The following is a 21,935-nucleotide window of genomic DNA, read 5'->3' on the forward strand; positions in this document are numbered from 1 at the left end:
ATTTTTCATCTCCTATGTCATATTTTCAGGATAACCATAATTAAATTTGTAAATCCCGTCTTTAGTCCAAATATGGACTTCCTTTCCCCATACTTGATCTTTCATTTTTCTAGCTGTGTCATAAATAACCTCATAAATATTGAAGACTGATGGATCACTTTTCAACTTTCTCATATCATAAATTACAACATGTGCTTGTTGTTTCAGTAGACCTTCACGTATCTTGTCACTTGCTGAATTAATGTTCAGTAGACCATTTTGAGGGTTTGCTGTTTTTAACTCTGTAGGGACACCATCAACATCAAAATCGTAAGTTTTTTGACCTTTTATCCTTGGAATAGGCTTTACATCATGCCCCATTTCCAACAAGTTCTCCACTACATTTTTCTCATCATTATCAAAGTCATTCAGGCTTCCAATTATGTCCCCTCGACTTCTATCATCCCCGCTTCTCCAGCCATAATGTTTAATACCTACACCTTTCAGAAATTCTGAGTCTGTAATATCTCCGTCGAACCAAGCATCTACGTACGTGCCATCGTGAATCCCATATTGATACGTAAAAAATGACCACGAAAAATCTATACCTCTTTTTCTATGTCCACTTGGATCAGTGTATCTCAATGGATTATTCTCCACATACGTATACCTGTTAAGCGTCAGCGGATTATCCACCGCACCCTTATACGCATCCTCCGAAATAAACCGCCCAACACTCGGATCATAGTACCTAGCACGTAGATAATACAGCCCTGTTTCCGAGTCGTAAATCTCGCCCGTATACATAAACGGATTTTCCATAGACTCCGACTTCGCAACAACGTTACCCCAAATATCGTATTCGTAGGTGTTGAGTACTTGTCCGTTTCTGTCTACGATCTTTTTGACATTGCCCAGACTGTCTCCGAGGTAATAGCCACCTTGCTGCCCGCCACTTTGGAGCTTGCGGAATAAAATGCCGTTGCCCCAGATGTTTCGGGCTTTCACATTTCCGTTTTGATCTAATTCTTCTATCACATACCCATTTACGTAAACATATTTCGTAGCATCCCCATTGGATTCCTTCACAGCACGTAATCCATCCGGATTGTACGCGAAAGAACCGCTGTCCCCATTCTGTTTCGAATAGGTTTTCAAGCGGTTCAATCCATCATAGGTAAATGTATAGCTGTCTCTTGTATGTGGCTCGGTGCCTTCCACATGTTCCCGATTGCCTCTTGTGTCGTAACGATAGGTGCGCTCGCCCTGCGGATTCGACTCCGTCGCGATTCGATCAATCTGATCGTACTCGTAGCGATAGGTCTTTCCGTTTTGCTGAATCTCTGTTTTGTTGCCAAATGCATCATAGCGTAACTGTTCCGACCACACGGAAGCACCATTTTGCGTATGCCCTGTTGTGACAGCTTCCCCAAAGGAATTGTATTCTTTCCGAGCCTCTACGCCATTCGGATAGCGAACCGTCTCCGTGTCACCAGAGGAGCTGCGTGTGTAATGATAGGTGATCAACCCGGAAAGTGTACTATCGACGCTCTTGATTCTGCCTTCATAGTCGTAAGAATAGTTGACTCTCGTACCATCTGGATATGTCAGGTAATCCATGGCACTATCGTCGTTTTCGTAGCCAATCGTGTAGCTACGGTTAAACGCTGTCTGGTTTTTCAAGCGACCATATGCATCGTAGCTGTATGCGATTTCTTGCCCATCGCTGTTTGACTGTCTGATGATCTGGCGAGTAATGGCATCATACTCATTTGTACTCGTATAAACAGTGGTGCCATCCGTTTTGCTTACACGTAACTCGGCTATTTCATAAAACGGCGTGTAGCTGTATTGATGAACATTTCCTGCCTTATCGGTGACAGAATCAATTTCACCGTTCAACTGATAGCGTATGCTTTCACTCTGATTTCCCTGTCCATCGGATTCTCCCAATTTCCAGGAGAGATTATTATAGGCATACTGTCTAGTCTCTGTGCCATTTTCCGTTACCTTGACGAGGTTACCTTGAGGATCATAATCATAACGATACTCTTGATTCAGTGGATCAATTAAATATACAAGGTTTCCTGAAACATCGTACAAATAGTTCCAATGACGGACTCCTCCATCGTAGCCATAGACTTCTTTCGCCGAGAGCCTGCCCCATCCGTCATAGTCATATTCGATCCGTCGTGTTTGACTGAGGTCCTGCTCCACTTGTACATAACCGAATTGGTCAAACAACTGAACAGTTTGCAAGCCATTCGGGTGCTGGGCAACAGCGGCTCCTTGTGGCAAATAGCTGTCCTCAGTTACTGCTGTGTTCGCATAGGAATGAGACGTTGTTTCTCCCTTTGAATTCGTAACAGACTTCAGGCTGCCATCCGTATAGTAGTCATATTCCAGCTTACGTTCTTCCATTCCATTCGGGGTAGTGGAACGAACATGTCTGCCGTCAAACAAGCTTCTGCTATACTCGTTGGCAACCAGCGATCTTGCACCGCTGTCACTCACTTCTTCCTGTAATTCCACATCACCATGAACGGTATAGTACGTAACCTGTTTCAATGCATAAGGGTCTGCTTCTCCATTCGTAAATACTTCTTTGGTCACTTTACGCGAAGCATCGTCGAAGGTATACGCAACTGTCTTTTTCTGTCCGTCGTGATCAAAAACTTCTTCGTTAAGACGATCCAGATTGTCATAGAAGTAGTGAACTGTACTGCCATCACTGAAAGTTTGTGTCTCTAACAAATCCAGACCATTCACATATTCATAGTGAAAAACAAGATCGGTAGTCTGATTGCCCAAATCAACTTCCTTGATAGCCTTTTCGATCACGTGTCCATAATTGTCGTACTGATCAAATGTTGTCACCAAATAGCTATCAGAAATCGCAGGATCAGTCGTAGAAGTGATCTCTTCTATTTTCGAAACCTGTTCGTCAGTGTTGTACTCCAGATTACGGATAACCGTATCTGTTCTTTCACCTGTACTGGTTGGGTAGGTTCGTTCTTCTGTTTCCTGATCAATCAGCCTATCGGCATTAAAGGTGAACGAATTAGTCTGTACCAACGTGTTGTCACTTGATTTTTTGGTAATCTTTTCAACAGGGCGATATGCTCGATCTTCTCCCCATACGGTAAAAAACTCATAGTTCCATTTCGTCACAATGCCACTGGCGTCAACATGCTCAGTGATATCTCCGAAGTCGTTATAGCGGAACTTTGAGATCTTTGCATAATTGGGTAAAATCTCTTCGGTCGCAGAATCAATTTGCAAAGAACCATCGGCATCTACTTGCGGGTCCATCAAGAACTCACGAACCGTTTCGTTGGGGACACCGTCCATAAAACTGAATTGATAGATTGGCTTTTTATTCTGATAGGCATAGGTTGTATATTGGATGGGGTTGTATTTGTAGGTTGTATTACCGTCGCTGATTTGCAAATCTGGATTGTTCCGCAGCGTTTTGGTTCGAATCCGCTTTACTAGATGGTTCCCGCTTTCATCAGTCTCAAAGGTCTTCTCAACTCCATGTAAAAAGGAATCATATTCAATCGTAGAAACAATATCGCCGAAACGCTCATCTGCGTCGATCAATCGATGGAACGACCAGCTTCTTGGCTTCTTCCAGATTTCCCACATTTTCCCTATGCTGTATTCCAAGCTGTACATGACTTCTTCTTCTGTCTTTCCGTACGGAATGTAACTGAAATCAACCATACTTACTGGATGATAGCTGACATAGGACAGAATATTGTCATCCTGGTAAAGTCGAACAACTCCACGGCTTTGTGCCACTTTATTTTCCTGATAGATGGAATAGTAATAGGTCATCGTTAACCCATTGATCGGATAATGAACCGATCGCAACAGCATGTAATCCAAATTTTTGTTGCGATTTTCGTTATCCTGATCCAAGTAATCGTACGACTCAAAAGCAAAGGAATCATCACGACTGAAGGTATAATCGCTAATAAGGTTAAATTCTGCCTCCCTCATTTCATACTCATAGGTAGCAACGACTTCATTGTTTTGTTCAACGGAAACCAACTCAGCAGATGTGCTGCGTTCAGGATTCGTATTGTTGCTGTACACGACATCATAGTCAACCGTTTTGATTGGCTCATCCTGATCTTTATCTGTTTCATCTCTGTACAGCTTCAGGTTTTTAATTCCGCCTGCCGTATCACGCTCCATCACTACAAAGCGTCCATAGGTATCCTCGATTTCGACGACAGAGTCATTTTGTTCATCCATTCGATATCGGATCGTATCGCCAAATGGGTTGCGTTTTGTGACCAACAGCTCACTGCCAGATCGCTCAAACGTATAACGAAATCCATTGACAATTAATTCAACATCTCGTCCCTCTGCTTGTTCGGTAAAGGAGATTCCTTCATAGGGATAATTCACCCACTTATTCCCTTCCCGGATGAGAGTCGTACCGTCTTCCAGATGAAAAACATAGCGCGATACGCTTCTGCCCGCTTCGTCCTCCCGAACAGCTAAACGATATTGCGTTTTCTCCTCCCCATTTTCCGTAAAGAGACTGACTTCTTCTGTTGTAATCTCGTCATAATATTCAAACATCGGAATATTGAAGGTCCACCCTGTTGCAAAGGGAATGAACTCGTTTTTAAACAACTTAGTTTCCCTGCGATTTTCCCACGTTTCATTTCTACTATCGTATTTCAATACAGGTTCTCTCGTTTTGCTATCCAACTGGTTGTACATCCGTTGAATGACCAGATCCATTCCGTTCTTCCCTGACAAAGCCAAGTCTGTCTCAACCAGATTCGCAGCACGATAAAACTCGTCTACGGGTTTGCCCGAGTACGTTTTCGTGTAATACTGCGCCATTTGTCCTACTGAGTATTGGACGTCTTCAGCTGCAAGTGCGAGCCCCATTGTCTGCTTGCTCCATTCAGCTACTTCCTGTTTTTTCTCAAACGTAAAAATGTCAGGAACGTGGGTCATTAATTGTTCCCGTTGACTAGTCGTTACACTTTTCAGCAAATCTTGGACCACTTTATCGTTCCATGTATTTTGCTCTACCTTTTCCTTGCTGCTCAACAGCTTTCGCAGCTTCGGATAGAAGTAAGAGGCGATCTGCATCGATTTGCGATCAAATGTTTTCGTCATTTCGGTCACTGTCTCAACTGAGAGCGGGTCCCATGACAGTTCCTTCAGCTCCGCTTGTGTCAACACTGGCACTTGAGCAGCGTCTGTTTCCTGAGGGCTTTTAGATGGGACGTTATTGATTTTCTCAATGACCCATTCTTTCGTATCCTTCTTTACAGACTTATTGGTTGGTGTCGCATAGGCCATACTTGGAAAAATCGCGGTCGTGACCAAAGCGGCTGTTACAAATGACGTTAGCCATTTTTGTAAGTTCATGATGGTTATCCCTCCTTTAATTCACTCTTGTTTTTGTTAACACGTTCCCGTTTTCATCGTAGGTGATCTCGATAATTAGAGTCCCGTTCTCATAAATTTGAGTCAATTGATTCCGGTTATTGTAAACATATTGGAATGAACCTCCGCTGACAGTGTCGATGAAATCAAAACGAAACGGATTACTCGTAAGATTGGTAGAGGCACCGACTACTTTTGCGGGATCAATAGATACAGTTGCGTTCGATACGTCATTTACGTTCGCATGATTCATTGCCTTGCCCGTAAATGCAATAAATATTTGTGTGTCACTTACCCTTGTAACCTGAAGACCTAAGCCTGCGGGTAAGTTATTCACAGTGACTCCGGAAGACATGTCATGAACAAATGTTCCATTGGCAAGTGTAACAACCTGTGTAGCCGTAATGGTTCCGTCATTGAGCAAGTTTTCCTGGATAACCGCAGATCCTACTGAAATCGTAGGGCTCGCTGAAGGATCAGCACTCGTATTCAGCCTCACAAAAGAGAAATCATCACTATATGCCCAAAGCACAACATAGATAGTCTCACCGGATGTTACATACATCTGAATCTCTGAAAACAGCGATTCTCCATTGTCATCGTTCGTGGCAATTTGATTCGTCAGATTTTCGTCAGAATAGAGTTCGAGTACAGTATCCACAACCATATCCCCTTCGCCAAAAGGACTTGTGGAAAATTTTACATATCCCGAAGCATCAGGCGTAAATTTGTATACATTTCTTGATACGCCTTCCAGCGTGACGTCCAGAGGATTGTTCGTCTTCAGTTCTGGATACGATTGCGGGTCGAGCTCTGCCCGAATTCGCGTGTGAAGATTTCCGCTGAGAGCACTTAGTTTGACAAAATACGGTTGACCTCCAACCAAATGTGACGTTACCTCTGAGAAGCGTGTTAGGTCGGAAACATCATCGTTGTCTGCGAGCAAATCTGTCAGACTCGAATTGGAATACAACTCAATCATCGTGTCATTTTCCGGGCCAACGTCACCATATGGTCCTGTATAAATCCGAAAGACTCCATCGGTTGTCGGTGTTAATTGAAAAACCTGATCGACTCCTTCAGGGAGACTGACATCGTATGGCTGAAAGACATATAACTGATCTTCTGCCAGCCGTAGTTGATACGGTTCGTCGGTAGAAAAATCAAACCCATACACAACTGGATAATACTTGCTTCCGGCCGTTGCCTGGAACGAAGCCATTTCTTCTTCACCTGTACCATTGGCACTGCTTGCTACTACCTCCCCAAGCTCATCAAGGACATAGACGTCATAATCCATGGCAGAAGGAACTTGCAGGCTGACTGTTATCGGAGCATTTTTCTTGGCCTCGAACCAATAAAAGTCCTGATCGCCTGAGTACGACAGGTAACTTTCGATTGAATTCCCAATGCTGACCGGAGAAGCCTGTGAAACCTCATCATTCGGCTCGTATAGATCGACAGAAGCTACAGAAATTGCTTTTGCAGCAGCAAAAGACCTCACAGGCGGACTCGTTAATTGCATCCGTGCCGTTTTCAATTCAGCTTGGTATTTCTCAAGTGAACCTCCTGTTCTCTTGTCTTTCCATTTTGCGAGAAGTTCGTTTCTTTCCCGATTCAATTTTTTTGCCAGTTCGAGATCCTTGTTTTTGACGGAAAGCTTCATGAGCAGCTCCCATTCATTTTGATAATGGACCCACTCACGATCTATTTGCTGGATAGACCGATCTGTCGCCTCCATTGGCAAAGCCTTTTTGGAAGGATTGTCTCTTTCTTTTGCAATAATCGATGCGGGTTGCAACATGAGACAACAAACCAAGAAAAAAATAAGATGCTTCCTTTTCATGTGATTCCTGTACCCCTTTCTTTTGGTTTTGTTAAACGATGAAACCAACCACCAAACGCAAACAGCCACCCGGCTGATCACCGGATGGCTGCTATCTTGCTTCGTATTGATTTCTTTCGTTTGACTCTAGTATAGCCTGACTGGAACTATCTCGGGCAAAATGAACGCTTGTGTGAGCTTCTGTAAAGAAGTGTCTACCATATGTTTCCACAACGTAAAAAATAGAGTACGATACTCCTATATCTCATGGAAAAAGGAGGTTTTCTCAGTGAATCAAGCATTCTCGATAGAGCGCGTCCCTTTTGAACAGAAGCACGCTCTCAAGCAACTGTTGGAGCTGTATACGTACGACTTCACTGAGTTTGAGCCTTTCGAAGTAGATGACGACGGCTTGTTTGGCTATGACTACTTTGAGAAGTATTGGGTCGAACCAGAACGCCATCCCTTTTTTATCAAGGTTAATGGAAAGCTGGCCGGGTTTGTCCTCGTCCGCATGCTCACAAGCTCTGATCCGGATTTGCCATCCATCCACTCCATTGCCGAATTTTTCATCATGAAACGCTACCGTCGGCAAGGGATCGGAAAAGCGGCCTCTCATCAAATCTTCAAATTGTTCCCGGGTGCCTGGGAAGTCTTTCAATTGGAAAACAACGTGCCTGCCATCGGCTTTTGGCGTGCCAGCATCCGCGATTACACAGCCAATCACTATCAAGAGCGTCAAGTGGATGGCAAAGTCATACAAACGTTCCTTTCGAAACCATAGCAGAAAAAAGCCAAGGGACAGCGCAAATCCCTTGGCTTTTATTTAAAAAACAACTAGCTGATAACCGCAGGAAAGGTCATCACGACAACCGTTCCGCCACCTAGCTTGCTGTCCACGGTAATCTCTCCCCCGTGAGCCAAAATGAGCTGCTTGGCTATCGCCATACCCAGCCCCGTTCCACTGGTATCCTCCCCTGTATGCCCGCCTCGGTAGTATCTTTCGAACAGATTGGCCAGTGTAGTCTCATCCATGCCTGGACCATTGTCCGCAATTTTGACCACAAACTGATCGGCTGCAATCGACTGGACCTCTACGAGCACGTGTGTACCTGCTGGCGTATACTTGATCGCGTTTGTCAAAATGTTGACGATGATGCGGCGAAACCAGATTGGATCGACCTCGGCCGTTATCGATTGGACATTCGTCGAAAATTCGATGTCATGCAAAGACGAGCTCGGATCGTTCACCATATCCACCACAATTCTGCGAATGGTTTCCACGATCGGGACAGGTTGTTTGACCATCGGCAAAGCTTGGTTCTTGAGTCGATAGGTCAAATTCAAATCCTCAATCAGCCCGTTCATGTAGTCAGACTTTTCCCGAATCGTTTTCCCAAATTCACTGACTTCCTTTCTATCCCACTCATATTGTTCCGACTCCAAAAAGGTAGCATAACCGTAAATCGAGCTCAGCGGTGTCTTGAGATCATGGGAGAGCCCGGTAATCCATTCCTCTCGCGTCTGCTCGATCTCTCGCTGAAGCTTTTCGTTGGAGCGCAAGGTTTCACTCAGATGCCGGAGAGCGTCAAACACATCCTTGAAAACACGAAATGACTTCTTTTCCTTCCCTCGCCAATTCCTTCCGATTGGTTTCCCCTTTTTTCCGATGGGCTCCTCATAGCGGCCCTGTGCCAGTCTTTCCAGCCAATTCACCATGTGCAAGAGCGGCTTGCCTACCCGCCACGCATACCAGCTGCCTGCGAATAGAACGACCAGGATCAAAAGAATACCGATCTGAAGGAACGTTTCCTTGACCATGGCATCCTCAGATGTTTCTTGGACACCAGACTGATAGGTTGGATTCGGAGTGCCCACTATGTACGTCAATTCGCTCTTTGTGTCATATCGACTCGTGATACGGACAGGAACATTATTTGCTGTCTCGCCGTTCTGAAGAGCTTCCGTCATGTCTAACTGGGCAGAAGCGTTCGGATGATTCCATTGATGGATGAGTTTCCCCTTACGATCGTACACCAAGTACCATGCCTTTTCTTGGGAAAAGCTTTTGTTCAACTCGTCCCATGTCTCCTTGCTTGTTCCTGTTTTTGCTGCGATCAGGCGCTGCATCATTTCTTTTTCTGGAGCGGGTGTTCCATAGAGGATGATTATATTTTCGTCAGCTTGGTTTATAACCCAGTGCGTTACGTGATAGCGTGAAGCATCACGGTCTTCAACATAACTAATCCACTCTCCTGGCCCAAATTGACTGGGAACGTCAGCAGGTGTCCGATAGTTGTACAGAATTTTGCCGTGCTTGTCGATGATCTGCAACCAGCCTTGATGTCTCGCCACACTTTTCTCGATTTCCGGATTGACGTGAATACGCTCCGCCTCATAATCAATCTTCAACGTCAAATCAGATGCATTCAGTCTGGACAAATCGGTGGACAACTGCTCGTTCATAATGCGCCAGCCTAACCCGAGCATCGCGATAATCAGAAATAGCAGCAAGACGAGGAGAAACCCAAACAGTTGTCGGACATATTGAAAAATCAGCTTGTTCCGCAAATTCATGACTGTCTTGCCGGACTAACCAGCTTGTAACCCAGCCCTCTTACTGTGAGCAGAAGCGTTGGCTGTCCCGGATTTTCTTCTATGCGCTGACGCAGCTTGTGAATGTGCACCATGACCGTATTTTCATCAAACATCCCGTACTCGTCTTTCCATACATGATCGTAAATTTGTTCTTTCGTAAATACCCGGTTCGGATTCTGGCAGAAAAAGACGAGCAATGAAAATACTTGCGCCGGGCAATCCACTCGCTCTCCGTTCACGAACAACTCGGCTGCCTCCACATTTACTTGAAAACGTCCAAAATCAAAGCGCTTTTCTTCCTGCGATGGAGCAGATCCCCCCAAGGTTCTGCGCAGATGAGCCTTCATCCGGGCAACGACCTCTAGTGGATGAAATGGCTTCGTTATGTAATCATCCGCTCCATAAGCAAATCCGCTTAATTTATCAAAATCTGTGCCCTTCGCTGTCAGAAAAAAGATCGGTGCCTTCGTTCTCTGGCGCACTGCTCCGCACAGCTCAAATCCATTTTTATCAGGCAACATGACATCCAGTATTAACAAGTCGTATGTCTTCTCCTCCACGAGACGAATCGCCTCTCTTGCTGTCGTACATGTATCGATCTGGACAAAGCCTTCCTTTTTCAGCACTGTTTGGAGCATCTGCAAAATTGCTTCTTCATCATCTACCAGCAAGATTCTTGCTTCTTTCTCCATGGCCGTTCCCTCCCTTGCTGTCATTCATTCTACCATGAGAAATGACGCCAACAAAAAAAGATAAGGAAATGGTAAGGTAGCGTTTTAGTAGGGGAAAGGTCTGGCTATTATGATGAAGGAGAAAGGAGCGGATTCACCTATGTGGGCTATTTGCCAGCACGAATTTTTTCGGTTGTTTAAAAGCATTAAATCGTTAATTACCGTTGCCTTTATCGTAGGCATCTCGTACTTGGTTTCTGACCTCGTCAATCAGGCAGCAAGCTTTTTCCCACAAAATGAGCTGGCGCAGGGACATGCGCTTGGTATCTTTGTACTCATCATGCTGTTCGGGCCCTTATTTGTATTCAGCCTGTCTCATGATGTCATAAATCGTGAGCTAGCGGGCAGGACGATTCGCTTTCTCGTCACCCGGACTTCACGCAATCAGATTATTTTGGGGAAATTTCTCGGAGTCGCGTTCTTCTGGCTAACCTGCATGATTATTACGTTTGGTGTAGTTTTCGCCACTGTGCAAACGTTTGACGCGAAGACCTTTTACCTCTGCATATCCCTGCTTATCTATTGCATCTCGCTGGCACTGCTGCTCTCGCTCGTGATACCTCGCCCCAGCTACTCGATGTTTTTGGGAATTGTGATCGCACTGATCTTGCCAGGTCTCGGGCTGTGGAGCACCTTCTCCAGTCACTCGGCAGCACCATGGATTAAATATTTGACACCCTTTTCATTTATGGAAAAAGGCGGCGCTTGGACCGGCTTCATTTGGCTCTATGCGGCAGCATTCCTGATCGCTTCTATGTACTTATTCCGACGGAGGGATTGTTAATGGCAATGATCGAGACCATACAGTTGAACAAGCGCTTTGGCAATCGCACGGTCGTGAATGACGTCAGTCTTACTGTGCACAGCGGGGAGATTTTCGGATTCCTCGGTCGAAATGGCGCTGGAAAATCGACCTTTATCAATATGCTGACAGGCATTCTGATTCCGACAGCGGGCACCATTCGCATGTTTGGAGAGGATGCCCATACAGAAGGGTGGAAAAAACGAATTGGTGTACTGCCAGATTACTCCACCTTCTACGACCATTTATCTCCTGCGGAGCACCTGCATTATTTCGCTCGGGTAAAAGGCGTCACACTCACAAAGGAAGACTGTAGGCGCATCCTGACAGCCGTTGAGCTTGAGGAGCATGCATCCCGCAAAGCCAAAACGTTTTCCTTCGGGATGAAAAAGAAGCTGGGCATTGCCCAAGCCTTAGTCGGAGATCCGGAGCTCATCTTCCTTGATGAACCTACTTCTGGCGTAGACGTCGAATCAGCCCTGCATATTCAAAGTTTGCTGCGCAAGCTCCATCAACAAGGAAAAACGATCTTCATGACCTCGCACAATTTGAATGAAGTCGAGAAAATCTGTACCCGGATCGCCATCATGAAAAGCGGAAAAATCAGTTCACTCGGTACTCTCGATGAGTTGCAAGCTGCCCATCAGGCATGGCGATCTGTGAACGTACGTCACTCGGCTTTTGCTACGGACGATTCTGGAAACCTGCGCAACTTTATCGAGTCCCTCGGGCGCAATACGATTTGGGAAGACGGTCGTCTCTTGATCCAGGTCGATGACGATCAAAAAGTGGCAACCCTCGTTCGTGCTCTTGTTCAGGCACGCGTAGATATTTATGGCGTGAACGTTGAAGTCCCTTCGCTCGAACGAATTTTTATGGGGGAAGAGTCTCATGATGCTTAATCTCGTTTTTGTCCTGCTCCTATCCGGGATGCTGCTTTTTAACATCTCGATAGGAAAAAGCATGACCATCGGAAGTATGTCAATCACAATTGGCCTGATCGTCCTCAATCTCATCTTTTTCATCACAAAGTACAGGAAGAGTCAGCATGAAAAAATGAAAGATCAGGTTAGTAGATACGAGCGATAATCAGGCTCATATAAATGGGGGAAGATTCGCATGGCCAGTAGGTATCTGGAGTTTGCCATTATCCTGACAGGGGTTTTGCTGTATAGAATCTTTTGGGGAGATAGTCTTACACCAGGAGTTATCGGGATTTTAATTGGGATGATTTTCGTTTCTCTCATCCTCTTTATGAGAAAGCAGTACGCAAAACGCTAGGAACAAAAGAAGCAGCTTGATTGCCACCGAAAACAGCCTGCAAATATGCGGCTATGGGGCAATTGGCTGCTTTTTTCTACAAGATTTCGAGAAGCTGATCGAGTCGTTCAATGACAGCGAGTGGCTGATGCTCGGAAGTAGGCTTTTTCCCTCGTGGATTGATCCAGACAGCTGAGAAGCCTGCGTCCATCGCGCCTGCTACATCTGCCTCCCACGTATCTCCGACAAATAACACCTGCTTGCTCTCGACTCCGAGCTTTTCGCGAACATGTTCATATATTCGTGGATCAGGCTTATGATGTCCGATAATTTCGGAGAGAAACACACGCTCCCGCGGAAAATACGCAGACAATTCCAGCCGCTCCAGCTTGGTAAATGCCATATCGACAGGACCATTGGTGACAATCCCCAGTGTATGCTCTTCTGCCAACCTCGCGATCGTAGACTGAACAGTGCCATCTGGCTGGATTGCATCCAAACATGCCGCTTGATAGGAGCGTTGAAAATCGTCGACTTGCTCCACTTCAATCTGTCGGTCACAATCAGCCATGGCTCGCTGAAAACGCAACCTTCTGTATTGTGTAAAATCGTAGCGCTTGGCAATAACATCGACCCACAAATCATCTCCGTGGCGCCTCAGAGCCTCAAGGAATTTCGCTTGGTCCAGTTCTGCTGTAAGGGCATGGGTCGCAATCGTCTGCTGCATCCCTTTCTCCCAGCAAGCTGAAAAATCGAAGAGAGTGTCGTCGAGATCAAATAGGATTGTTGTAAATTTGGACATGGCTGAGTTGCCTCCCCTTCCTTTTTTCTTGCTGTTTTCATTGTGCATATGACTCTGTCTTTTGTTATGATCATTGTAACGGAAAAAGGAGGTGGAAACATGTCTAACGAAAAACTCGATATTTTGGTAGAGGGTATGAATGAGTTGCGTTTGGTTGCTCATGCTCTAATGGATCGGCAAGACGAATTCGATGCCAAGATGGAAGCTTTGACTATGGACGTTCACCAGTTAAAAGCAGATGTTGCCGAACTGAAGCAGGATGTTGCTGAGTTAAAGGAAGGTCAAGATCGCCATGAGCGTATCTTGGAGACATTGGCGCTGCGTGCTCTCGAATGGAATAATTTCCGCCTCGACTTCATTCGCAAATCATCCTAATGCCTTTAGCTTTTAGGCAATTCCACAAGTAGTGCCTCTTTCAACTCAACTGGCAAAGAAATAGATTGGCGTGTGTTCGCATCGATCATGACCATTGTCACATCGGCGTCCGCCACTAATACATCTGCAGCATTGTACAGCTCCTGGCGGATGACGAAGCTTTTTTCACCTACCTTGACCACTGTAGTAATCGCCGTTACCTCTTCACGCATCTTCAACTCTTTGCGGTAGTTAATGTTGATATTGACCACTACCGGCATGATGGCCCGTCGCCTCAATTCATCCAGCGTAAATCCTTGTTCCCATATCCACTCAAAACGCGCCCACTCCATGTACTCTAAATACTTGGCATTGTTCACATGTCCGATTACATCAATGTCAGTAGAACGAACCGTTAAATGATAGCGATGAGCCATCGTTCTCACTCCTTGTTTTTCTTCAGTATAACGAATTCAAGTTGCTGAGTGAACACTCATTCAAAATATTCCGAATGATCATGCTGTTCTTTCCTGATCTTTTTCCTATAATAAAAATAAACACCAGAAAGGAAGATTGGATGTTCGAACAAGAACTATTGCCGACCTTGCAAACAGCTCGATCCCGGTATCAGGATGCACTCGTCCATTTGGATGAAGCCGAGCTAGGCTGGAAGCTGGCTCCGGGCTCCAATTCCATCGGATTTTTGATTCATCATATCGCGGAAGTCGAATATCGATTCTGTATGATGTTTTTCGGAAGAGCAATCCCGCCCGAAATCACCCTCACTACAATTGGACCTGTAAAGGATGAAGGAAACTTTACCGACTTGTCTGCCTTGCTTGCTTTCAAAGATGCTGCCTATCACCACTTGGTGGATTCTCTCGCTGCTCTGCCAAAAGACGCGTGGGACATCCCCTGTAAAGAACCAATCGCCACACTGACTCCCCGTCAGGCACTTGGTCGACTGATCTATCATATGGGCTACCACGGCGGGCAGATTGGACTTATCCGCAAGTACGGAGGACCTCAATGAGTCTCATTCTGACAGGTGAGCGACTCATCATTCGCGAATTGCTGCGCGAGGACTTGACCGATTTACTCGCCGCCTACAACAGTAATCCAAAGTACAATCAGCTTCGAAACGGCACCAGCACAGTAAGTCTTGCCGAACTGGAAGCCGAATATGACGCCACCATAAGCATACCTTCCGGGCATTGGCTCGCCATTACTCGTGAAGGTACGATCATTGGAGTCATTCATATCGTCCTCTCCAGTGAAACCGATCCAAAAAGCTGGATTAGTCTCTTGCTTCTGCATGCCAATTATCAGCAGCAGGGCTTCGGAAAGGAAGCAGTGACGCTCATAGAAGCTTTCTGTATCCAACATGGCAATCAGCATGTTCATCACGGTGTCATCGCGTATAATGAACCCGCCCTTCTTTTCTGGGGGCGGCTTGGCTATGAGCAGTATCGTCAGGTGGAGGCACCAGTCGGTCGTCTGACACAACCGGTGCTCCTGGTAGCCAAGTGGCTAACCCCTGCAAAGTAAAGGAGGTGAAATACATGAACCGTCGCCTTTTTGAAAATGATGTGCCCGCTCTCCTCTCCTAGTCGGTGAGGATGCGGTTCTCTTACTGCCTCCCGGCTACGGAATAACGCTAAAATGATTCATTCATTATTCCGGGAGGGACTTGTTATGTCACAATCACAATGGAAGCAAATGTTTTTAGGGGCTGTTTGCCTATCTCTTGCTGCAGCGATCTGGGGCGGTGTTTATGTCGTCAGCAAGGTCGTGTTGGAAGTGATTCCACCGTTCACGCTATTGATTTTGCGTTTTTGCATTGCTTTCGTCGTGCTGGGGGCATTTACCATTGCTCGCAAGGAGAGTGTCGCAAAAAAAGATTACCCTCTGCTGATGGCCATCGCCTTCGTCGGGGTCACGATCTCAATCGCCGCGCAATTTCTCGGCACCAAGCTGTCTACTGCCCACATGGGTGCATTAATTACCTCTGCATCGCCTGCCTTTATTGCCATTTTTGCGGTTTGGCTATTAAAGGAGCGCATCCATCTGAAGCAGGCAATAGGTATATTGTTAGCGACGATTGGTGTCATCATCGTCATCGGTGTTCCAGATCAAGCTGACGCCCAGTCTTCCCTGGCAGGCAACCTGATTTTGTTCATAGCAGCAATTAGCTGGGGATTGTATACCGTTCTCAGCAAAAAGGCAACGCAGCGCTATTCTTCCCTGCTCGTCACTACCTACGTTGCATTGTTTGGCATCATCTTTACGAGTCCGCTCATGCTTTGGGAGCTGTCTGTCACGCCTGTCTCCTGGCAATTTGGCTGGGACATCTGGGCAGGCGTCCTCTATATCGGGATGATTTCTACCGCAGGTGCTTTTTATTTGTGGAACAAAGGCTTTGAGCTGATGCCCGCAGGAAGTGGGGCCGGGTTCTTTTTTGTTCAGCCCATTGTCGGTGCATTTTTAGGCTGGCTGTTACTACATGAACATTTGGGTGTCGGCTTTTTCGCCGGCGGCGCATTTATTTTCCTCGGTGTCGCCTTGTCCACTCTGCGTACACGTGAATCGGCCAAAAACAAACGTGAATCGATGGAGGGGTATCCTCTCTCCCATCACAACGAGAAGCAAGGCTAAATGCTTATATGCTACGAGGACTTCCCATTCGTTGGGAAGCCCTCGTTTTTTTTGCTTATGGACGAAAATATTGCCGGACGTTTCCTTTCTCGAAAGACAGCTCCACTTCAGCAAATGCGCCATTAATAAACGTGATTTGCGGCGGCATATGTCCACAATCCACATCGTAGAGGACAGGAACTTGGAGCTCAGCAGCCAGATCCTGATAGACATCTTCCACGGTATAGCCGTCGACCGCCTGATTCGCTGGACTGCGCCCAAACATGATCCCCGCACAATGATCGAACCATCCAGCCAGCTTCATTTGTACCAATGATCTGCGCAGATCAGTTGTAGAAAGCTCACAGTTTTCCAAATACCAGATGATTGCTTCGTTCCCGATCAGTTCTTTTTGAAACCTTTGCACGTCCCCATACGGTGTTCCGATCACATGACGAATGATATCGATACAGCCGCCAAGTAACCGTCCCTGCATATTTACGTGGGGAGTAGTCTTTGTAGTTTTCCATACAGTCGGTTCCGTCAGGTGAAAGATATGCGGCGAAGGATTCGTATGCTGCCATTCCTTTTGATACCTCGGAGAAGAATACTGCAAGACCGACTCGCCCTTTTGCGTTGACAGAACTGTTTCCCACATAGCCGTCGTCTCATCCATAGCTGCTCCGCGCAAATCTACCAGATTCGTCCCATGGGCCGTAGCCATCCCCGTTTTTATTGTAATCGCAAGCAACAGCACACTCACATCCGAATAGCCTAACACCCATTTGGGTTGCATGGCATCAAAATCAAGCTTGTCTAAAATCTCAATCAGCAACTCGCCACCCCAGGGAGGGATGATGATATCGACGTCTTCATCTTTCATCAGGGAATTGAATTCGGCTGCGCGGTTTATGGCAGGTGCTGACTTGGCTTTTTCCTGTGTCCAGACTGTATCTTTGCAAACGATGGAATACCCCCTGCTCTCCATACGACTGCATGCCAGCCTGATTAATTCATGCAAATACTCTGGTACACCTGATGATGGTGCAGTTACCCCTATCGTAGCGCCCTTTTTCAACGATGGATACGTGATCATGCTTCTCCCTCCCGCTCGCTATGTATGATTTTGGATAATCATACCACATACCCTGGTTTTTAAAAGCTGCGAAGGGAGAAGTGCATTTCCAGTCTAGCGCCTCTGGTTTTTTGGACAAAAAAAAGACGGCCTATAGCCGTCATCAAGTTATATAAAACGGGAGGGAAGTAGAGGAGTTCAAACGAACGTGTTTCCTGTTCGTGAATGATTACTTCTTGCTGGCGTCAGTCGTTGTAGACTGACCAGTGGAACCGCTGCTTTCGGTTCCCGCAGCACTAGGCGATCCAGTGCTGGTACTTGCATCAGATTTGGCATCTGTCGCAGGCGCTTCCGTAGACGAACCTGTGTCCGTCGATGCATCAGAGCTGTTCGCTGAAGCATCCGGAGTGGACTGATCTTGCGAAACCGAGCTATCGGTCGATTGTCCGCTATCAGAAGTGGAGGAGCCCGGAGCGGTTTCGCTTGTCGTGCCCTCTGGTTGTGTCGCAGGTTCAGGTGTTCCTGTTGTGTTAGAGCAGGCAACCAAGCTGCCAGACAGGAGTAATGCGACAGTGGCAATGGAGAACCACTTTTTGTTCATGTTCATTCCCCTTTCATTCCTTGGCTTCGTGACCTTCTCGCTGTCACACCTATATCGTAACGGGCAAAGATAACCATTCTATAAGGAAAGTAGGAAAAAACGATGATCAAAATATGAAAAAAGTATGACCATGATCATTTTGATCGGATTCATTTTGATCGGATCATACTTTAGTTCTCCGGCTTAATCCTTGGAAGCCATATCGTAAAAGTACTGCCCTTACCAGGCGTACTATCCACTCTGCATTTGCCATCATGCAGCTCTACCAGCTCTTTTACAATCGCGAGTCCAAGTCCTGTTCCCTTATTGTTCTTGGAACGTCCCCGATCCACTTTGAAAAAGCGTTCCCAGATGCGGTCCAGGTCATCTGCTGCAATTCCCATCCCTGTATCAATCACTTGAATCTGTACGTATTCTCCTTCCAACGAAGCACGCATGCAAATTTCACCTGTAGCCGTAAACTTGAGTGCATTCTTCACCAGATTTTTCAGAATTTGCGCGATCCTGTCTTTATCGGCATAAATTCGCGGAAGCTCGTCCTCTACCTCTACTCCCAAACGAATCCCTTTTTCCTCTGCTTCTTGATGAAAGGAAAAAGCAACCCGATTCATGACATCTGCCACATCGACAGGGAACTTGACCAGATTTACTTCATTGTTCTCCAGCTTCATTAAGTCCATCAGGTCATCCACCAAGCGATTCACTTGCATCGTTTCGGTGTACATCACAGCGTAATACTTCTGTCGTGCCTCTTCTTCTTCTACCAAGCCATCCTGCAACGCCTCGAGAAAACCTTGGATCGCCGTGAGAGGCGTACGCAATTCATGGGAGACATTCGCCAAAAAATCATTGCGCACTTGCTCCAGATGATGACGCTCCTGCTCTACCTTCTCCAGCTTTTGTGCCATCGTATTGATCGTTTGCGCCAAATCGCTGATCTCGTCGGACGTATCGACCTGGACGCGCTCTGCATAATTCCCACGACCAATTTCTGCCGCTGTTCTCTCAATGGTTCGCAATGGGCGGGAGATTGACCATGACAAATACGAGACCATGATCGTAGATAGAAGCACGCCAAACAAGGTCGCCCACAAAATCGACTCGCGCATTTGCCCAAAGGTTTTCTCAATTCCTTCAATCGGCGCGTGCAAAATAATTCCGCCATAGACGTTTTCGCCCTCGCCCCACGGGACAGAGACCGACAACATCGGGTCATCCAGACCTTCGATTTGTAGTTCGGTTACCGCGCTTTTTCCCTTCAGCACGTTATCCGCGATAGAAACTGCCACGGACTTGCCCGTAAGCATCTCATCCTTCATCGAAGTGGCGACAATTTTTCCTTCTGTATCAAATAACCAGATGCGGGTATCAAATGACTCGTCCAGCATTGCCAGCTTGTCCAAGAGCCGTTTGTTGACTTCATTGCTGTTATGGATAGCGGCATTCACTTTTTTCGCCATTCGCAAAAGCTCTTCTTCTTTAGCGTTGTAAATATACTCTTTCGTAAAAAAGGAGAGAACGATCCCTGTAATCCCCAACCCTACCAAAACGGTCGCCAAAAAGCTGACCAGCAGTCTGCGGTAGATACTTTTCGACATGCCTAGCATCAGTTATCCACCCCAAACTTGTAGCCGATCCCCCAAACCGTTTGAATACATTCGTACGGGAGCTTATCTAAACGCTGTCTGATCTTTTTAATATGAACATCGATCGTTCGAACATCACCAAAATAATCAAAGCCCCACACTTGTTCCAGCAATTGCTCCCGCGACCATACACTTCCCGGCGACTTGACGAGTTGAACAAGCAAATCAAACTCCTTCGGGCGAAAGCTCACTTTTTCCCCGGCAACGATCACTTCCCGTTTATCCAGATCAATCGTCAATTGCTCAAAAACAAAGGTCCGAGCCACTGCCTCATCTTCTACTTTTGGCTTTGGCTGCAATCTGCGCATGATCGCGCGGATACGTGCGACGATTTCACGTGGACTAAACGGCTTCGTCACGTAATCATCCGCTCCGAGCTCCAAGCCGAGAACACGGTCAAACTCCTCATCCTTTGCCGTCAGCATAATAATCGGCGTATCCCACTTCTTGCGGATTTCCCTGCATGCTTCAAAGCCATCCAACTGCGGCATCATGACATCGAGAATGACCACATCCGGCTGTTCCTTTTCCATCATCTCAAGAGCTTCTCGTCCATCTGTTGCTGCGATGAGCTCGATTTGTTGTTTTTCAAAATAAAGGCGAATAATTTCGCGTACGTTTGGATCGTCATCGGCAACCAAGACTTTCATCGTGGACATAGCCAATAACCTCCCTTCTTTCAAAACGACATATAATGAAACATGCCGTTCAGACAATTTACGTTTTTCCATGGTAACATAGATCACCCGTGTTGTGGACGGATAGAAGTCCTATCCAGCTGGTAAAAGCAGGACAAAATGGTTTGCAACAATAAAAAAGCGAGTGGACCTAAAGCCCACCCGCTCTTCATTCATTACTTCGTTTCTCTTATAACCGGAACACTGCGTGTGAGGCTAGCCCACAACAACCCGAACAGTGCGCCCGCAAAGGCTGGCACCAGCCAACCAATTCCTACTTTGTACAGAGGCAATTGTTCCAAGAATGGTGTCAGCGAATCGATAGACAATCCAAGCTGGGAAGCTCCATCCAACAAACTGATGACAGCCGTTGCCGTGATCGCGCCGACGTAAACGGCACGATGTCCTTTGAACATCCGATCACAAAACGTCAGCAGCATCAGCACGATCGCCAGCGGATAAATCGCCATCAAGACAGGCACAGAGAAGGTAATCAGCTGTGTCAAACCTACGTTTGCTACCGCAGCGCTGAACACACTCAGGATCACAGCCATTTTCTTGTAGGAGATGCCAGGAATACGACTCGAGAAAAATTGACTGCACGCTGTGACGAGCCCGACAGAAGTGGTGAGGCAAGCAAGCGTAACAGCTGCTCCCAACAAAAGTGAGCCTAACGGACCGAACAATTGATGCACGACCCCTGTCAAAATTTGTCCACCATTTTCCGATTTCGCAAACGATACACTGGTCGCTCCCAAATAGCTGAGGGCAAGATAGACAAGTCCAAGTCCGGTAGCGGCGAGAATTCCTGCTTTAATCGTAGACCACATCACTTTTTTGCGATCGATGATTCCTCTTTCCTGAACAGCCGTTGTTACTACCAGACCAAATACCATTGCAGCTAATGCATCCAGCGTCAGATAGCCCTCGATAAAGCCTTTGAAGAATGCTGTATCCTGATAGGCGCCTATTGGTTGTGCCACCTCACCCATTGGAGAAATGAGTGATTTGACATACATCAGGCCAATGATGATCAAAAGTGCAGGTGTCAAGATTTTACCGATTCGATCCACAAGCTTGCTCGGGTTCAGACTCAACCAGAAGGTGATGGCAAAATAGACGATTGTGGTCACAAAAAGCGGTACCCAACTGCCTTTCATAGACTCAGGCAAAAACGGCAATACGCCCATTTCAAAGGTTACTGTACCTGTCCGCGGAATGGCCATGAATGGACCAATCGACAGATAAACAATAAACGTGAACACGACTGCAAACATCGGATGGACTCTTGACGCCATCGTTTGCAAGTTACCACCAGCCAATCCTACCGCAATGATTCCAAGTAAAGGCAGACCTACACCAGTAATCAAAAAGCCGGCCATCGCGATCCAAACATTATCTCCTGCTGCTTGTCCTAGAGCTGGCGGAAAAATCATGTTCCCTGCTCCAAAGAATAGGGCAAACAGCATCAAACCAATTGTAATTGTTTCTTTCGTGGAAAGTTCTTTCATATGAATCCTCTCAATATTA

Annotated in this window: 20 protein-coding genes; 9 read left to right on the top strand and 11 right to left on the bottom strand. The window is 46.4% G+C overall.

Going from position 1 to position 21,935, the window contains the following annotated elements; translation table 11 throughout:
• Positions 1-12 precede the first annotated feature (12 nt).
• Positions 13-5,382: an RHS repeat domain-containing protein gene (locus KB186_RS22640; RefSeq protein ID WP_173611322.1), complete on the bottom strand. Its 5,370-nt coding sequence runs from the start codon at positions 5,380-5,382 to the stop codon at positions 13-15.
• A 16-nt stretch (positions 5,383-5,398) separates the two neighbouring features.
• Complete coding sequence (locus KB186_RS22645) at positions 5,399-7,204, bottom strand: hypothetical protein (protein WP_232774399.1); 1,806 nt, start codon at positions 7,202-7,204, stop codon at positions 5,399-5,401.
• 310 nt (positions 7,205-7,514) lie between these two features.
• Between KB186_RS22645 and KB186_RS22650 the strand changes: the two genes are divergently transcribed.
• Entirely contained in the window at positions 7,515-8,009 is a 495-nt protein-coding gene (locus tag KB186_RS22650) for a GNAT family N-acetyltransferase (protein ID WP_173611320.1), read from the top strand.
• Between the two features lie 53 nt (positions 8,010-8,062).
• On the opposite strand, the gene KB186_RS22655 is transcribed toward KB186_RS22650, so the two are convergent.
• Together KB186_RS22655 and KB186_RS22660 are read right to left on the bottom strand one after the other, a co-directional pair.
• Positions 8,063-9,802: a sensor histidine kinase gene (locus tag KB186_RS22655; RefSeq protein ID WP_173611319.1), complete on the bottom strand. Its 1,740-nt coding sequence runs from the start codon at positions 9,800-9,802 to the stop codon at positions 8,063-8,065.
• Entirely contained in the window at positions 9,799-10,515 is a 717-nt protein-coding gene (locus KB186_RS22660) for a response regulator transcription factor (protein ID WP_173611318.1), read from the bottom strand. Before KB186_RS22660 ends, KB186_RS22655 begins: the two co-directional genes overlap by 4 nt.
• 109 nt (positions 10,516-10,624) lie before the next feature.
• Here KB186_RS22660 and KB186_RS22665 point away from each other — a divergent pair, with 109 nt between their 5' ends.
• Genes KB186_RS22665 through KB186_RS22680 form a run of 4 tightly spaced genes read left to right on the top strand, consistent with a single transcriptional unit; the run spans position 10,625 to position 12,637 of the window.
• Complete coding sequence (locus KB186_RS22665) at positions 10,625-11,338, top strand: ABC transporter permease (RefSeq protein WP_173611317.1); 714 nt, start codon at positions 10,625-10,627, stop codon at positions 11,336-11,338.
• The gene (locus tag KB186_RS22670; RefSeq protein ID WP_232774400.1) at positions 11,338-12,258 is read left to right on the top strand and encodes an ABC transporter ATP-binding protein; all 921 of its coding nucleotides are present in this window, start codon (positions 11,338-11,340) and stop codon (positions 12,256-12,258) included. The genes KB186_RS22665 and KB186_RS22670 overlap by 1 nt, the downstream gene beginning before the upstream one ends.
• Positions 12,248-12,445 (top strand): hypothetical protein, encoded by a 198-nt coding sequence (locus tag KB186_RS22675; protein ID WP_232774401.1) that lies wholly within the window; start codon positions 12,248-12,250, stop codon positions 12,443-12,445. The genes KB186_RS22670 and KB186_RS22675 overlap by 11 nt, the downstream gene beginning before the upstream one ends.
• A gap of 30 nt (positions 12,446-12,475) precedes the next feature.
• Positions 12,476-12,637, top strand: coding sequence for a hypothetical protein (locus KB186_RS22680; RefSeq protein WP_173611315.1), 162 nt, complete (start codon positions 12,476-12,478; stop codon positions 12,635-12,637).
• Positions 12,638-12,713: 76 nt separating this feature from the next.
• On the opposite strand, the gene KB186_RS22685 is transcribed toward KB186_RS22680, so the two are convergent.
• Positions 12,714-13,418 (bottom strand): HAD family hydrolase, encoded by a 705-nt coding sequence (locus KB186_RS22685; protein WP_173611314.1) that lies wholly within the window; start codon positions 13,416-13,418, stop codon positions 12,714-12,716.
• 99 nt (positions 13,419-13,517) lie between these two features.
• Here KB186_RS22685 and KB186_RS22690 point away from each other — a divergent pair, with 99 nt between their 5' ends.
• A complete protein-coding gene (locus tag KB186_RS22690; RefSeq protein ID WP_221868785.1) occupies positions 13,518-13,793 on the top strand; it encodes a hypothetical protein in 276 nt (91 codons plus the stop codon).
• A gap of 5 nt (positions 13,794-13,798) precedes the next feature.
• Here the strand turns inward: KB186_RS22690 and KB186_RS22695 are convergent, their stop codons facing one another.
• Positions 13,799-14,209 (bottom strand): acyl-CoA thioesterase, encoded by a 411-nt coding sequence (locus KB186_RS22695; RefSeq protein WP_173611312.1) that lies wholly within the window; start codon positions 14,207-14,209, stop codon positions 13,799-13,801.
• Positions 14,210-14,349: 140 nt separating this feature from the next.
• Here KB186_RS22695 and KB186_RS22700 point away from each other — a divergent pair, with 140 nt between their 5' ends.
• The 3 genes from KB186_RS22700 to KB186_RS22710 all read left to right on the top strand — a co-directional run bounded on the left by KB186_RS22700 (position 14,350) and on the right by KB186_RS22710 (position 16,427).
• The gene (locus KB186_RS22700; protein WP_232774402.1) at positions 14,350-14,805 is read left to right on the top strand and encodes a DinB family protein; all 456 of its coding nucleotides are present in this window, start codon (positions 14,350-14,352) and stop codon (positions 14,803-14,805) included.
• Positions 14,802-15,320 (top strand): GNAT family N-acetyltransferase, encoded by a 519-nt coding sequence (locus tag KB186_RS22705; RefSeq protein WP_173611310.1) that lies wholly within the window; start codon positions 14,802-14,804, stop codon positions 15,318-15,320. Before KB186_RS22700 ends, KB186_RS22705 begins: the two co-directional genes overlap by 4 nt.
• A 147-nt stretch (positions 15,321-15,467) precedes the next feature.
• Positions 15,468-16,427, top strand: coding sequence for a DMT family transporter (locus KB186_RS22710; RefSeq protein WP_173611309.1), 960 nt, complete (start codon positions 15,468-15,470; stop codon positions 16,425-16,427).
• A gap of 55 nt (positions 16,428-16,482) precedes the next feature.
• Here KB186_RS22710 and KB186_RS22715 read toward each other — a convergent pair whose 3' ends face one another.
• The 5 genes from KB186_RS22715 to brnQ form a co-directional block, all read right to left on the bottom strand.
• Positions 16,483-17,502 carry a S66 family peptidase gene (locus KB186_RS22715; RefSeq protein ID WP_221868786.1) on the bottom strand — a complete coding sequence of 340 codons (1,020 nt, stop codon included), beginning with the start codon at positions 17,500-17,502 and terminating at the stop codon, positions 16,483-16,485.
• A gap of 208 nt (positions 17,503-17,710) precedes the next feature.
• The gene (locus KB186_RS22720) at positions 17,711-18,082 is read right to left on the bottom strand and encodes a hypothetical protein (RefSeq protein ID WP_173611307.1); all 372 of its coding nucleotides are present in this window, start codon (positions 18,080-18,082) and stop codon (positions 17,711-17,713) included.
• A gap of 170 nt (positions 18,083-18,252) precedes the next feature.
• Positions 18,253-19,689, bottom strand: a complete 1,437-nt coding sequence (locus tag KB186_RS22725) for a sensor histidine kinase (RefSeq protein ID WP_173611306.1) — start codon at positions 19,687-19,689, stop codon at positions 18,253-18,255.
• Positions 19,689-20,387: a response regulator transcription factor gene (locus KB186_RS22730; RefSeq protein ID WP_304502556.1), complete on the bottom strand. Its 699-nt coding sequence runs from the start codon at positions 20,385-20,387 to the stop codon at positions 19,689-19,691. Before KB186_RS22730 ends, KB186_RS22725 begins: the two co-directional genes overlap by 1 nt.
• A 194-nt stretch (positions 20,388-20,581) precedes the next feature.
• On the bottom strand, positions 20,582-21,916 hold the full coding sequence (brnQ, locus tag KB186_RS22735) for a branched-chain amino acid transport system II carrier protein (protein WP_232774403.1): 1,335 nt from the start codon (positions 21,914-21,916) through the stop codon (positions 20,582-20,584).
• Positions 21,917-21,935 lie beyond the last annotated feature (19 nt).

The organism is Brevibacillus sp. AF8 (assembly GCF_021270385.1).
Taxonomy (GTDB): domain Bacteria; phylum Bacillota; class Bacilli; order Brevibacillales; family Brevibacillaceae; genus Brevibacillus.

Coding starts and splice junctions, on each gene's coding strand:
- KB186_RS22640 (WP_173611322.1), bottom strand. CDS start 5,382: ATGAACTTACAAAAATGGCTAACGTCATTTGTAACAGCCGCTTTGGTC.
- KB186_RS22645 (WP_232774399.1), bottom strand. CDS start 7,204: ATGTTGCAACCCGCATCGATTATTGCAAAAGAAAGAGACAATCCTTCC.
- KB186_RS22655 (WP_173611319.1), bottom strand. CDS start 9,802: ATGAATTTGCGGAACAAGCTGATTTTTCAATATGTCCGACAACTGTTT.
- KB186_RS22660 (WP_173611318.1), bottom strand. CDS start 10,515: ATGGAGAAAGAAGCAAGAATCTTGCTGGTAGATGATGAAGAAGCAATT.
- KB186_RS22665 (WP_173611317.1), top strand. CDS start 10,625: ATGATGAAGGAGAAAGGAGCGGATTCACCTATGTGGGCTATTTGCCAG.
- KB186_RS22670 (WP_232774400.1), top strand. CDS start 11,338: ATGGCAATGATCGAGACCATACAGTTGAACAAGCGCTTTGGCAATCGC.
- KB186_RS22675 (WP_232774401.1), top strand. CDS start 12,248: ATGATGCTTAATCTCGTTTTTGTCCTGCTCCTATCCGGGATGCTGCTT.
- KB186_RS22680 (WP_173611315.1), top strand. CDS start 12,476: ATGGCCAGTAGGTATCTGGAGTTTGCCATTATCCTGACAGGGGTTTTG.
- KB186_RS22685 (WP_173611314.1), bottom strand. CDS start 13,418: ATGTCCAAATTTACAACAATCCTATTTGATCTCGACGACACTCTCTTC.
- KB186_RS22690 (WP_221868785.1), top strand. CDS start 13,518: ATGTCTAACGAAAAACTCGATATTTTGGTAGAGGGTATGAATGAGTTG.
- KB186_RS22695 (WP_173611312.1), bottom strand. CDS start 14,209: ATGGCTCATCGCTATCATTTAACGGTTCGTTCTACTGACATTGATGTA.
- KB186_RS22700 (WP_232774402.1), top strand. CDS start 14,350: ATGTTCGAACAAGAACTATTGCCGACCTTGCAAACAGCTCGATCCCGG.
- KB186_RS22705 (WP_173611310.1), top strand. CDS start 14,802: ATGAGTCTCATTCTGACAGGTGAGCGACTCATCATTCGCGAATTGCTG.
- KB186_RS22710 (WP_173611309.1), top strand. CDS start 15,468: ATGTCACAATCACAATGGAAGCAAATGTTTTTAGGGGCTGTTTGCCTA.
- KB186_RS22715 (WP_221868786.1), bottom strand. CDS start 17,502: ATGATCACGTATCCATCGTTGAAAAAGGGCGCTACGATAGGGGTAACT.
- KB186_RS22720 (WP_173611307.1), bottom strand. CDS start 18,082: ATGAACAAAAAGTGGTTCTCCATTGCCACTGTCGCATTACTCCTGTCT.
- KB186_RS22725 (WP_173611306.1), bottom strand. CDS start 19,689: ATGCTAGGCATGTCGAAAAGTATCTACCGCAGACTGCTGGTCAGCTTT.
- KB186_RS22730 (WP_304502556.1), bottom strand. CDS start 20,387: ATGTCCACGATGAAAGTCTTGGTTGCCGATGACGATCCAAACGTACGC.
- brnQ (WP_232774403.1), bottom strand. CDS start 21,916: ATGAAAGAACTTTCCACGAAAGAAACAATTACAATTGGTTTGATGCTG.